Source organism: Marisediminitalea oceani, assembly GCF_003731635.1.
In the GTDB taxonomy this organism is placed as follows: domain Bacteria; phylum Pseudomonadota; class Gammaproteobacteria; order Enterobacterales; family Alteromonadaceae; genus Alteromonas; species Alteromonas oceani.
On sequence record NZ_RCUA01000053.1, the window covers coordinates 75,392 to 89,387 of the forward strand.

The 13,996-nt window shown below is 46.5% G+C and carries 9 protein-coding genes and 2 pseudogenes; 1 reads left to right on the forward strand and 10 read right to left on the reverse strand.

Features of this window, described 5'->3' with window-relative positions; all coding sequences use genetic code 11:
• The first annotated feature begins 49 nt into the window (after nt 1-49).
• Complete coding sequence (locus D9T21_RS15240) at nt 50-733, forward strand: cytochrome b/b6 domain-containing protein (RefSeq protein ID WP_123325793.1); 684 nt, start codon at nt 50-52, stop codon at nt 731-733.
• A gap of 222 nt (nt 734-955) precedes the next feature.
• On the opposite strand, the gene D9T21_RS15245 is transcribed toward D9T21_RS15240, so the two are convergent.
• The 10 genes and pseudogenes from D9T21_RS15245 to dnaK all read right to left on the reverse strand — a co-directional run bounded on the left by D9T21_RS15245 (nt 956) and on the right by dnaK (nt 13,977).
• Nucleotides 956-1,741: a hypothetical protein gene (locus tag D9T21_RS15245; protein WP_123325794.1), complete on the reverse strand. Its 786-nt coding sequence runs from the start codon at nt 1,739-1,741 to the stop codon at nt 956-958.
• 145 nt (nt 1,742-1,886) lie between these two features.
• Nucleotides 1,887-4,418: a winged helix-turn-helix domain-containing protein gene (locus D9T21_RS15250; RefSeq protein ID WP_123325795.1), complete on the reverse strand. Its 2,532-nt coding sequence runs from the start codon at nt 4,416-4,418 to the stop codon at nt 1,887-1,889.
• Between the two features lie 244 nt (nt 4,419-4,662).
• Complete coding sequence (locus D9T21_RS15255) at nt 4,663-4,989, reverse strand: DUF3392 family protein (RefSeq protein ID WP_241155723.1); 327 nt, start codon at nt 4,987-4,989, stop codon at nt 4,663-4,665.
• A 142-nt stretch (nt 4,990-5,131) separates the two neighbouring features.
• Nucleotides 5,132-7,033: a propionyl-CoA synthetase gene (locus D9T21_RS15260; RefSeq protein ID WP_123325796.1), complete on the reverse strand. Its 1,902-nt coding sequence runs from the start codon at nt 7,031-7,033 to the stop codon at nt 5,132-5,134.
• Between the two features lie 145 nt (nt 7,034-7,178).
• On the reverse strand, nt 7,179-8,003 hold the full coding sequence (locus D9T21_RS23280) for a putative bifunctional diguanylate cyclase/phosphodiesterase (protein ID WP_377939634.1): 825 nt from the start codon (nt 8,001-8,003) through the stop codon (nt 7,179-7,181).
• A 99-nt stretch (nt 8,004-8,102) separates the two neighbouring features.
• Nucleotides 8,103-8,522, reverse strand: a pseudogene (locus tag D9T21_RS23285) (GGDEF domain-containing protein); the annotation flags it as partial.
• Between the two features lie 3 nt (nt 8,523-8,525).
• Nucleotides 8,526-9,722: pseudogene (locus D9T21_RS23290) on the reverse strand (PAS domain-containing protein); the annotation flags it as partial.
• Between the two features lie 363 nt (nt 9,723-10,085).
• Nucleotides 10,086-10,556: a c-type cytochrome gene (locus D9T21_RS15270; RefSeq protein ID WP_123325850.1), complete on the reverse strand. Its 471-nt coding sequence runs from the start codon at nt 10,554-10,556 to the stop codon at nt 10,086-10,088.
• 130 nt (nt 10,557-10,686) lie between these two features.
• Nucleotides 10,687-11,820 (reverse strand): molecular chaperone DnaJ, encoded by a 1,134-nt coding sequence (gene dnaJ / locus D9T21_RS15275; protein ID WP_105934460.1) that lies wholly within the window; start codon nt 11,818-11,820, stop codon nt 10,687-10,689.
• 228 nt (nt 11,821-12,048) lie between these two features.
• A complete protein-coding gene (dnaK, locus tag D9T21_RS15280) occupies nt 12,049-13,977 on the reverse strand; it encodes a molecular chaperone DnaK (RefSeq protein WP_123325798.1) in 1,929 nt (642 codons plus the stop codon).
• Between the last annotated feature and the right edge of the window lie 19 nt (nt 13,978-13,996).

A 13,996-nucleotide genomic window follows, 5' to 3' on the forward strand; every position in this document is an offset into this window, starting at 1 on the left:
AAAATTAATCACACTTAACACCAAAAGGTTTGTTACAGGACTTATAGAAATGGAAAAACGTCTTATCTGGGATATTCCGACCCGCCTCTTCCACTGGCTGCTGGTAGCCTGCATCGTGGCACAATACTTAACTGCTGAGGTACTCGACGCCATTGACTGGCATTTTAAAATTGGCTATTTCACGCTGGGCCTGATTTTGTTCCGCTTGCTGTGGGGATTTGTAGGCACCACCTACGCCCGTTTCAGCCAGTTTTTAGCCGGCCCCGGCAAAGTGCTTTCCTATGCGAAAACCGTGACTAACCCAAATTCGCCAGAACATGCCGGGCACAACCCTATGGGCGGCTGGATGGTTATCGCCCTGCTGTTGTTAGTGGCGCTACAGGGTATCAGCGGCTTATTTATTGGCGATGATATTATCAATAACGGCCCTTATTACGATGCCGTGTCCGACGCCATCCGCGACACCATGAGTTCTATTCACCATACGGCCTTTAATATTCTGCTGGCAGCAATTGCGCTGCATATTAGCGCAGTAGTATTTTATGCCCGTTTTAAAAAGCAGATGCTGGTACCGGCTATGCTGCATGGTAAGAAACCCACCAACGAACCGGGTATATCTTCTTCGCGGCTATTACTGGCACTCATACTGGTCATTATAGTGATTGCAGCAATGTACTACGCCATTGAAATTGCCCCACCCGCCCCGGCTGTGGATGCGGATATGTATTACTAATATTCTTGTGAAAGTTCGCCGAACTACACAACAATGGCTCAAGCCGAGCAATTTGAAGGAACGCTGTTCGGCAACTTTGCAAAGTACACCTGAGTACTCGAAAAGATGAATAGCCAGGCTAGTGTGAAGAGAGCAACCTCATTGGTGCCTGAAAGGTTCGTTGCCGAAAACCTTCCAGGCACAGCTCGGCCAATTAACTCAATACGAAGGGCACTTCACATATCATAAGGGCGACACTTTCTGCTTTCTTCGGCGACAGTTTGTTTTAAATAACAGACCAGTGATTCCCATTCCAAGCAACGTGACCATCGAAGGAGCATTTACTTTGGTTGGTCCCGATGGTTCTAGATCATAATCGATATTGAGGGTAACAACCGGCCCTTCAGAACTGCTCCAGAGGCCCATAGCATTCTTGCCATCACTGACATCACGTGGGCCCTCCAGATATACGCCTATCTGGAAATAATTCGTTGCTGATGCAAGAATGTCGTTCAAAGCAACCTGATTTAACTCAATGGTAAGATCAGGCACAGTGTCATAAGGCAACTCGGAAGTGGAGTAAAAGTCCAGCACATCAGTTCCGTAAACATTACCCGATTGGAGATCCATATATCGGTAAGAAAGGTCACCACCAGTGTTAACTTCGTCATTATCAACATCGAAAATCGACAACGAGTTCTCTTCCACTAAGTTGATAAACGCAGCATCAGTAGTATTTTCAAAAAACAGCTCGACAGAATTTATCACCAGTTTAGACGGGTCAATACTCATAAATTCCTGTATGTCGAATTGCCAAAAACTATTGTAATCACTTCTGAAACTGCGACCGGTAAATGTATTTTGGTTATTTCCCTGACTATACGAGGATGGAAATGGCGGGTTTTCTACCTGGTAAATCCAGCCTTTATCATTTGATAAGGTTGAAAATATGGCTGCACTAGCCGGATTGGCCAGTACAAGTAGAGTAAAAGTAAGTAATAAATGACAGTGTAACCTTATGTTTGACATGTTCACGCTCCCTGTAGGTTATATATTAGTCGTCTTAAAGGATTGCAACATAACCTAAGCCAAGAGCTACAGAAAAACCTAAAGAAAACCTAAAAAAAACCAAAATAATAATTTTTTACCATTTTTCAATAAGTAACAATTCTCTTCAGTCACGAATAAAAGGCTCTAAACTGTAGTACAATGACGCTCTTCGAATAAATTGCACAAAACTTTCATTACTTCTCTGAACTAGATTTTTTTCAAATTTATCCGACTGGGAGAGTTGTGTTAGTAATGGAGTGCGACCGTCATTGGGGAAATTATTGTCAAAGTGTGGTAACAAATGAGACATTGTATAGCGCGAATCGCTGAACTCTGTAGAGCCAACCTCTGCACCTAATTGCTCTTTCATAATCAGCGCTTTCATTACCCCCATCAATACTTCACGATTGCTATCGATTTGATTCATAGCCTGAGAAAAGTTACCTATAGCTTCGAGTAAGTAAGAGTTCGCTTGTTGTGGCTGTTGATTTAACTTTGACAGAGCCGCTTGTAACAACGCCGCTTCGCCGCTTACGAACAAAAACTGAAAACTTTTTTGTCCCATTTCCTCTATTTTTGAGACGGTGCGTTGTAGCGCATTAATCGATGTTAACGCATCGTTTAAGCGCTGTTGCTGTATATTAATTTGCGTTTCAACAATCTGGCAATACGCCAATGCAGCATACAGGCTGGCTTTTTTCGACATCAGGTTTGCACCGGTCTTAAAATATTGAGCGCACTCTAATGCAGCGACTACGGATCCGGTATTTGCTGCAAAATCTAGTTTGGCCTGAGCCCAGTACAATTGTGATAGCACAAAATTCGGGTACGGATAATCTGGTTTAATGACTAAAGCGGCTTTCGCTGCTTTAACACCTTCGGAAAAATAGTCTTGGAATGTGGCTTCTGAATTACCGTAGGCCCACATTAAGGCGGCGTACATGTCGGCAGCATTGTTGCGACTACGAAAGTTCGTTTCAGAACGGGCGAATGCTAGCGCATAAGCTTCTTTTGCTTTTTGTGCATTGTCCGCAAAGGGTACCCCTTGCTCGATTTGCCATCGAGCTAAATTAGAATATGAACTGGCAATACTATCGTAATTCACTGCTCTGGCATCACCTTGCATCAGGCTACTCTTAAAAAAAGCAATAGCACTGTTATAAGCCAGGGTCGGGTTTTCTCCAGCAGCCACTTGCATCCAGGCTTGTCTGAAATAGATGCCTCCTTTGGTGTAGAGTAAATGGTTATTGTTGGGCTCCAATGCCAGCCCTTTATCTACAATGGCATGAGCCAGTTTTGCTAACTCGCTTGCATTTTTTCCCTGCCTTAATAAATGATTGATATGCCTTTGCCGGATCACCCCTGCTCTATTGGCAAATTTGGCTGTTATTGTTTTATTTTCAAGCGTCTGAATGATACTTTCGCTTTCGGAATAAACTTTATCCAAGTCAATTTCCTTAGCATAATTGGCCACCTGTGCAATTAAGAAAAGTAAACGGGATTCCATCACTTCTACTTCTGAATTTGGCAGCTGCTTTAAGTTTTCAATCGCTTGTTCAAATAACTCCAAATAAACGCTCTGCATAGCTGCATTGGGTAAATCACTTCTAATTAACGCATCATAGAGCTCAATTTGATTAACTCGGGCCTGTAAATTTTGTGGTGCTAACTCAATGCTTGTTGCACAAATTTTCAATCCACTAGGAGCAATTAACTCTATATTTTTTAGAAATCCATCTTTGTAGAGTAGAAAATGTTGATAATATAAATTACATAAATTAATTGCTGTATTCGCTTTGCTGGTATCAAACACTCCTAATTCAAACAATGATTGTTGAATAAACAGTTGACTGATGTTCTGCCAAATAACCGCAGAGTCACTTTTCAGAAGAGGCGTGTAGACATCATAAGCTCCGGTCAATAATGCCTCCCTATTTTTGGTGCTCACCCATTGCATAGTGACTCTTTGGTGCTCACCTTGCGAACGTAATTGAGTTTCCACTGCGTAATCCGTATCGAGCTCAGTATTTAGGATGTTTAGGTCTGCTTTTTCACCCCAGGTTTTTACTGCTTGCGAATGAGACAATACAGACAAGTTCTTTTGTTGAGTAGCCGAGAAATGCAATTCCTGCATTAAGCTCTCTCCATAAGAAAATTCACTGTCTATGAGTGTGACAGGCAAAATAGCCACAGTCAGTTTATCTTTGTCGCTATTGACAATTAATAAAGCAGCAACGATACACGTTAACAAGAAGGAAATAACTAAGTGTCTTTTAGTGATTAATCGTAAGGTTTGAGTTGTCAGGCTAAGTGAAGCTTGCTTGGGCTGTTTTTGACTTGAATGAGAAACAAATTCAACATTACCAACTAATCGATAACCTTTTTTGGGCAACGTTTTTATTAAATCATTTTGACCAATTAGCTTTAATTGAGCGCGAGTTATACTCACCAGATTGGTAAGTGAATCGTCAGTTACAACTCGATCCTGCCATATTTCATTTAACAACTCATTTCGGCTCACAGTTTGGCTTGTTGCTTTTGCCAAACATAAAATTAGCTGCAAGCTTTTGTCCGAGAGGATTTGTGATTGATCACCACACTTCATCTCTCCAGTGTTAAGATCAATCATACAGTCGCTAATCTTGAGTACATCCATGTAACTATCCGACAAACAGGTTTTAAGGTAAATTATACAAATGCATAGTAAGTGTCTAGGACAGCTTAATTTCCGAAAAGAATGTCCATACTCCTAAATATTAACGAGACATTATCAATGAATAAATGCAAATGAATTAATTCCGCTTAAAGTAAAGCATATTTCATCACTGGCCATTAGTTTTTTATTTTCTATTTATAAACCAGCTATTAGCTCTCAGCAGACCTGAACTACCGCCATTCTATCAGATGTACCGCCTGCGCTCAGCGGCCACACCAAGCGCAACAAAGGCGGCAATAAATGCCACACCACGGTACTCGTAGGCCACGAATTTAAAGATATGATGAAGCAGTGGCGCACCATATAAGGTAAGCGCACCATATCCAAACGCACACAGCAACACAAATAATCCGCTGCGCAATATAAAGTGCAGGCCGCTCAGGCTGCGTTTAACCTGCTTGTTGATGATGTCGCCATAAACAACCAGCAGGGTTGCCATTAACATCAGGCTCATTTCATTAAAATAACTCGCCAGCAAATCACTGACAGGCGTGGTGAAAGACGCAATCACGTACTACTCATTATCGGATATGGATCTGACCGCATTTTGCAAGCGGGCTGCGGGGAAGTCAAAGAAAAAAGCCGGCTTTCGCCGGCTAAAAAGTTGCTCCCGAAGAACGCACAAGAGCAACTTTGATGTTGAAACTTTATGGTTAATCGGTACCTTCCTTAACCAGCCCTTGCTCTTTCATGATCGCTTCGATTTCGGGCACACTGGCCGGATCGTCAATGGTGGATGGTACTGCCACCTCCTGATTCGAGGCAATCTGGCGTAATAGCTTACGGAGTATTTTGCCAGACCGGGTTTTAGGCAGCCTTGGCACCACTACGGCTCGCTTAAAGCAGGCAATCGGACCTATTTCTTTGCGGACCATAGCAACCAGCTCTTTTTGCAGATCATCCTCGTCGATGTCGTATCCATCTTTGAGCAATACCAGACCAACGGGCTCCTGCCCTTTTAGGGCATCATGAACGCCAATAACACTGCATTCGGCAACGGCATCGTGAGCCGCCAGGATTTCTTCCATTTCGCCGGTGGATAAACGGTGGCCTGCTACGTTAATAACGTCATCGGTTCGACCCATAATAAAGACATAGCCATCATCATCCTTGTAACCGCCATCACCAGAACAGTAATAACCGGGAAAGTCGCTGAGGTAACCAGACTTAAAGCGTTCAAAATCGCCCCAAATGGTTGCCAGACAGCTTGGTGGTAAAGGTAACTTAATCGCGATAGCGCCCTGCTCACCAGCGGGCAACTCATTCCCCCGGGCATCAAGAACCTGCACATTGAACCCAGGCGTTGGCAAGGTTGATGAACCTGGCTTGGCCGGTTTGGGTTCAATACCCATCAGGTTGGCGCAGATAGCCCAGCCGGTTTCGGTTTGCCACCAGTGATCAACCACAGGCTTGCCGGTTTTATCTACCGTCCACAGGTAGGTAGGCGGATCGAGTCTCTCACCTGCCATAAAGATAGTTTTCAGGGAAGAGATATCATACTTGTTAATTTCCGCCGCTTCCGGGTCTTCCTTACGAATAGCCCGAAACGCAGTAGGCGCTGCGAATAATGCTTTAATTTTGTATTCATCTACCATTCGCCAGAATGCGCCGGCATCGGGTGTGCGTACAGGCTTACCTTCATAAACAACGGTAGTGCAACCATGCAGAAGCGGGCCGTAAACGATATAGGAGTGACCCACAACCCAACCCACATCCGATGCGGCCCAGAACACTTCGCCCGGTTGCATGTCGTAAACCGCCTTCATGGAATATTTTAATGCCACGGCATGGCCGCCGTTTTCACGCACAACACCTTTTGGTTTGCCGGTGGTGCCAGAGGTATACAGAATATACAGCGGATCTGTGCCTTTCACCGCTACGCAATCGGCGGGTGTAGCTTTCGCCATTGCCTCTGCCCAGTCGATATCCATGCCTTCATGCATAGCCGCTTTGGCTTGTGGGCGCTGCAGTACCACACAACACTCAGGTTTATGGGCCGATAGCTCAATGGCTTTGTCGACAAGCGGCTTGTATTCAATCACCTTGGCCACTTCGATACCGCATGACGCCGTCACAATCAGTTTTGGCTCAGCATCTTCAATGCGCACTGCTAATTCATGCGGCGCAAAACCGCCAAATACCACTGAATGGATAGCACCAAGGCGGGCAATCGCCAGCATGGCAACCACGGCCTCAGTGATCATTGGCATGTATACTACAACACGATCGCCTTTCTCTACGCCCTGGGCTTTTAGCACCCCGGCAAACAGAGAAACTTGTTCCTGCAGCTGTGCGTAGGTTAGTACAGACTTACTGTTAGAAACCGGTGAATCGTAGATAATGGCTGGCTGATCGCCACGGCCGTTTTCAACGTGATAATCAACGGCCATGTAGGCAGTATTCATTTCACCGTCGTCAAACCAGTGGTAGATACCCTCGTTGTCCTGGGTAAGAATGTCCTGTGGTGCTTTAAACCAGGGCAGAGCTTTGGCTTGCTCTGCCCAAAATTCGGCGGGTTGCTCAATTGAACGCTGATATTCTGCTTGGTATGACATACAAATTCACTTCCTACACTATTATTATGCGGTTTGAAATCTTCACTGAAAACTTCCATATGCTATTACAGTAATAGAAAATGGACCGTTTGCGCATACGACCATTGGCTTATATGTCGACAATTTTAGACCAATTGCGCTTTTTTTAATCTAAATCAATTTTACTCAGTGAGCTGTTCATAATAAAGTCGCGCCAGGCTTTCTCAGGCAGCGGTCGAGAATAAAAATAGCCCTGAAAATATTCGCAACCACGTTGGCGCAAATACTCTCTCTGGAACTCGTTCTCGATACCTTCGGCCACACTACTCACTCCAAGCGCATGGGCCAGGTCGATAATCGAATTCACAATCGGCACTTCGTCATCGTGGAAATTAATTTCATCCACAAAATAGCGGTCTATCTTAAGTTCTGAAATGGGTAATTCTTTCAGGTAACTCAGGCTGGAGTAACCGGTACCAAAGTCATCAATAGAGAAAGAGAAGCCTAGTTCGCCCAACTTATCCATGCGCTCGCGTACTAAATCAATGCTCGATACCAGCGTGGTTTCGGTAATCTCCAGCATCAGCGTATCGGGTGCTAGCCCCCATTTTTCAATAAGTTGCGTAATGGTTTCGGCAAAGTCTGCGCGCACAATATGGCGGCCGCTGATATTCACCGCGATGCGGGTATGCTTACCCTGCTGCTCGCAGTCATGGAGTAAGCGGCAGGCTTCGTTTATAACCCAGTTGCCTATGTCTATGATAGCGTCACTTTCTTCCGCTACCGGAATAAACTCTACCGGACTGATCATACCCAGTTCCGGGTGTTCCCAGCGGATCAGTGCCTCAGAGCCGATAACCTCATTGGACGCGTTAAACTGCGGCTGCAACATCAGATAAAATTCGTTGTTCTGCAATGCCCGCTGAAAAGAGTGGGTGATGGTGTTATAGCGGTTGTAATCCTCAAACGCAGCGTTGTCGAGGGTTAACACACTGCCCGGCCCTTGCTTCTTGGCACGCTTTTTACCGAAGGAAAGTACGCCGTTGACCTTTTCGTAACTGGCTTTCGATGCCGCTAACCGGCAGGAGGAAATGGCGGCGGTAACTGAATGAATTAAATCATCCACCTCGATGGGCGTCACAATGGCTTTGTGGACCTCCCACTCCAGGGTATTGATGACATTCTCGTTTTCACGATTTTCACCATCAACCGGCGCGGTTGAGAGGATCAGAAAGTTATCACCAATACCGCGATAGACCTTTAAGTCCCCCTCAATCGCTGCACTTATGCGCTGCGCAATGGTGGCCAGGATTCTGTCGCCCACATGCTTGCCAAAGCTCAGGTTGTACTGAGTGAAGTTATCCATGTCGATGAGACAGCAATAAATATCCAGGGCGTTGAACTGTGAGGACGCCTGATTAAGTACCCGTGCCAGGTCCATTTCGAAGGAACGCATATTCGGCAACTCAGTAAGATCATCAAAATAGGCCGTCTTATAGATTTCTTCCATGGCCTTCTTGCGCTCGGTAATATCTTTGACAATACCGATAAACTGGCGCTGCCCGTCTTGTACCACTTCTGACAGGGAAAGCTCGATGGGAAACACCCGGCCGGATTTATGTAACCCGGGCAGCTCCCGTCCCACACCAATGATTTTTGCACGGCCGGTTTCCAGGTAATGCTTAAGAAACTCGCTGTGATATTTGGCATACGGATCAGGCATCAGAATGCTGACATCCTGACCCATTATTTCCTCAGGTTCATAACCAAAGATTGTCGACATTGTTTTATTTGCGGTAATGATAGTGCCGCTGGTATCGATAGTGACTACCACGTCGTTTAAGTTGTCGAGGATAGCGGTAAGGTAGGCCGCATAATTGTATTCTGTTTCCAGTAGCCGGTACTGTTCGGTGATGTCCTCCAGCGCGCCAAAAACCTGAGTGACCTTTTTCCCGGTGTAGCGCGGCTTACCGGTGGCTTTAATGCGCAGTACCTTACCATCGGCGCGGCGTAGAAAGCCCTCATGGCAATATTCCTTTCCTTCGCTTACCACCTTATCAAACGATGCCATGAAGGCTTTTTTGGTTTCCGGCGGAAAGTAGGCCATGGCCGTCGAAATAGAGACCGGCGAGCCATTAGGTAAACCGTAAATCCGGAACATTTCATCGGTCCAGGTAATTACGCCACTGGCTAAATCGATTTCCCAGCCACCAGTTTTGGAAATGGAACCAATTTCATTGAGGAGTTCAAGTTTTTGATTAAGCTGCGTATTAGTGCTGATAACCGGACATTTATAGGTGTGCGCCCGCTCAAGGGCTAGCTTCAGCCGTTCAACAGCCAGCTCCATAGCCAGCTCAGCCTGCGTGGCAGACCCGCCTTGTTTATCCAATAAGAAAACCAGGCCTCCCGCCGCACTCGTATCTTCGAGCAGCAGCACTTTCGCTACGCCCTCAACGTTAGCGAGCAGATTACTGCCGTTGACCCAAAACTTATCAACCTTTTGTGACCCATGACTACGACGGTCGAACTGTTTAAACAACAGTTCAAAATCTGTGACATCAACGGTTTCACCGTTATTCATTAAGAATAGGAGGTTTGCCGGTTCGCCCTGCTCATTCAGCGTAAACACGCCAACGCCTGAGCACTCAGACTTAGAAACTGCCTGCTCTGCAATAGTGAAAAAATCGAGTTCGGATACCTTTTCCAACATGAGGTGTCTGATGCGTCCTGCTAAAATTTACGGTTACTATTCAGCCGCTAATAATCGAGCCCGATACTAAGCTTAGAAAACTATCCCTGAATTACAACAAATATAGACGTTATAAAACGGCCGGCCACACTAAATTTCGAATCTTTGCAGAATACTATCAATCATAAATATTAAACTAAAGTATCGATTTATCTAAATTTCCACTCTGGTTCGCAAATCAATGAGCCTCAGTATCTTGTAACCCGCAGCTCAGCTATTCAAACTGAATAGGCAGATTCATACTCAGGCACGGACTCTTTACTGCTGGAAAACAAAAAAGCCGGCTGATGCCGGCTTCCTGAATAGCACGTAGATGAGCTTATATTACTCTTTGTAATCATCGTGGCATGACTTACAGCCACCGCCCAGTGCGCCTATCGCCTTGCCATAGCTGCCTTCATCACCTGACATTGCCGCTTTTTTGATGCCGGTGGCAGCTTCTTTAAATTTAGCAATCTTAGCTATAACGTCTGACTCATTGCTAAACAGAGCTGGTTTGGCTTCGGTATCCACGTCAAAACCGGTGGTATCTACCAGCAGATAGTCAGCCATCATATCGGCCAGCTGCTCCAGACGCGTGGCATTAGTTTGCATTACCTCGGTATCGAAGGGTAATGCGCCTTTAGCCATACCAAACATAGGTGATGCGTTGCTCTTTACCAGTTGAAACAGTGACTGACGATACTCCACTGCTGCTTCTGCCTGTTTTTCTGACTTTGCAACGGTTGCTGCATTAGCCGCTGTTAACATGCCTGCAGCCATTAGTCCCACTGTAAATACCTTTACTGATTTCATTTCCTGGTCTCCGGTTATTAAAGGATCGCCTTGGTAAGCGTAATTGTTATTACTGTTTTTTATACTGGACAAACAAAAACGGATCAACAAGGGTTGATCCGTTAAATGTTTAATTTTAAAAGCCGGATGACTAATTAGTCAGGTCATCGAAGAACTTTTTAACGCCGTCAAAGAAGCCCTGCTCTTTGGGACGGTGCTTGGCAGCATCTGTGCCCTTGCCCATTGATTCGTCCAACTCCTTAAGCAATTCTTTCTGCTTGGATGACAGATTCACCGGGGTTTCCACCACTACCTTACACAGCAAGTCACCAATCGCGCCACTGCGTACCGACTTCACGCCTTTGCCACGCAGGCGGAACATTCTGCCGGTTTGCGTCTCAGGACTGACTTTCAGCTTCACTTTACCGTCCAGCGTTGGTACCTGTAGCTCGCCGCCCAGCGCCGCTGTGGTAAAGCTTAGTGGTACTTCGCAGTACAGGTTATTACCATCACGGGTAAAGATATCGTGATCGCGCACGTGTACCTGAACATATAAGTCGCCTGCTGGCGCGCCGCTTTCACCGGCTTCGCCTTCACCGCTTAAGCGGATACGATCGCCGGTATCCACGCCTGCCGGCACTTTAACCGACAAGGTTTTGGTTTGTTCTTTACGGCCCTGACCATGACACTCATTACATGGATCGCTGATAATCTTGCCGCGACCTGAACAGGTAGGACAGGTTTGCTGAACCGCAAAGAAACCCTGGCGCATCTGTACCTGCCCCTGACCATGACAGGTTGGGCAGGTTTTAGGGCTGGTGCCTTTCTTCGCACCGGAGCCATGACAAGAGTCACAGGCGACTAAAGTAGGTACGCGAATTTCGACTTCTTTACCGCGTACGGCTTCTTCCAGAGACATTTCCAGGTTGTAGCGTAAGTCTGCACCCTGACGTGCACGTGACTGACGACCACGGCCACCGCCGAAGATATCGCCAAATACATCGCCAAAAATATCACCGAAATCAGCGCCACCACCAAAGCCTGCGCCACCGCGGTTCGGATCAACGCCAGCGTGACCATACTGGTCGTAAGCGGCGCGTTTCTGGCCGTCGGTCAGTACTTCATAGGCTTCCTGAATTTCCTTGAACTTTTCTTCAAGTTCCTTGTTGCCCTGAGTACGGTCAGGGTGGTACTTCATAGCCAGTTTTTTGTATGCTTTTTTTATCTCGCGCTCGCCGGCACTTTTGTCCACGCCAAGCACTTCGTAGTAATCTCGTTTCGACATATCGCTCGCTATTCCTACCCGTTAACAGCAACGCAGTGTGCATTGCCCATTTACTTAATTGTTACTATACCCATTTCAGCAACCATGTGCTTTAAGATAACTGTTGGCCATGGCGGCCTTCAACATAGTTTGTGGAATGGGTATTACATAAAAAGGCGCAACAAGCTGTGTGCTGCTGCGCCTGATGGTAACGCTAACCGGCGGCAGACCGCCGGTATTTCGTGTTACTTACTTTTTATCGTCGTCTTTGACTTCTTCAAACTCAGCGTCAACAACGTCATCGTCAGGCTTGCCCTGGCTTGCACCAGCATCCGCGCCTTCAGCACTGCCAGCCGCTGCCTGCTGTGCCTGAGCCGCTTCCATCAGCTTCGATGATGCCTGGATAAGCTCCTGAGTTTTCGCTTCGATTTCCGCTTTATCTTCGCCTTTCGCTGCTGTTTCCAGCGCGCTCAGGGCTTCTTCGATAGGCGCCTTATCGTCGGCACTCAGAGCTTCACCAACTTCTTCAAGTTGCTTACGGGTAGCGTGGATCATACCGTCAGCCTGGTTGCGAGCCTGAATCAGTTCTTCGAACTTCTTATCGGCTTCTTTGTTCGCTTCCGCGTCGGCAACCATTTTTTCGATTTCGTCTTCGTTCAGACCAGAAGACGCCTGAATGGTGATCTTCTGTTCTTTACCGGTATCTTTATCTTTCGCAGATACGTGCAGGATACCATCGGCATCGATATCGAAAGTAACTTCGATTTGCGGCACACCCCGCGCCGCCGGGCGAATACCTTCTAAGTTAAACTGACCCAGTGACTTGTTGCCCTGTGCCTGTTTACGCTCACCCTGTAGCACGTGAACCGTTACTGCAGACTGGTTATCTTCTGCGGTTGAGAAGGTTTGCGATTTCTTAGTCGGAATCGTCGTGTTCTTCTCAATCAGCGCTGTCATTACGCCGCCCATGGTCTCGATACCCAGTGAAAGCGGGGTAACGTCCAGTAGCAGTACGTCTTTAACATCACCAGACAGTACACCACCCTGAATCGCAGCACCTACTGCTACCGCTTCATCAGGGTTAACATCTTTACGTGGCTCTTTTCCGAAGAACTCTGTTACGTACTTCTGTACCAAAGGCATACGGGTTTGACCACCTACCAGGATGATGTCGTTAACATCGCTTACTGAAAGGTCGGCATCAGCCAGCGCCTTCTTAACCGGCTCAAGTGACTCTTTCACCATATCTTCTACCAGTGACTCAAGCTTGGCACGGGTCAGTTTAATGGCTAAGTGCTTAGGACCTGAGGCATCTGCTGTGATGTACGGCAGGTTTACTTCCGTTTGCTGTGAAGAAGACAGTTCGATTTTCGCTTTCTCACCCGCTTCTTTTAAGCGTTGCATCGCCAGCGGGTCTTTACGCAGGTTGATGCCCTGATCCTTGTGGAACTCGTCTACCAGGTAAGTAATTACACGGTTATCGAAGTCTTCACCACCTAAGTGCGTGTCACCGTTAGTCGCCAGTACTTCAAAGGTGTGCTCGCCGTCTACTTCATCGATTTCGATGATAGAGATATCGAAAGTACCACCACCTAAGTCGTAAACCGCAACAACGTTATCGCCTTGCTTTTTGTCCATGCCGTAGGCAAGTGCTGCAGCAGTTGGCTCGTTGATAATACGCTTAACTTCCAGGCCAGCGATGCGACCAGCATCTTTAGTTGCCTGACGCTGAGAGTCATTAAAGTAAGCTGGTACTGTAATTACCGCACCGGTTACTTTCTCGCCCAGATAGTCTTCGGCGGTCTTTTTCATTTTCTTCAGTACTTCGGCAGAAACCTGTGGCGGCGCCATTTTGTCGCCTTTCACTTCTACCCACGCATCACCGTTGTCAGCCTTAGCAATTTTGAAAGGCATGATATCGATGTCGCGTTGTACTTCTTTGTCTTCAAAACGACGACCAATTAAACGCTTGATAGCGAATAATGTATTTTCCGGGTTTGTCACAGCCTGACGTTTCGCAGACTGACCAACCAGGGTCTCACCGTCGTTAGTGTAAGCGATAATTGATGGCGTGGTGCGGTCACCTTCCGCGTTCTCAATTACTCGCGGTTTGTCGCCGTCTAAAACTGCGACACATGAATTCGTTGTACCTAAGTCGATACCAATGATTCTACCCATTACGTGTCTCCGTATAATT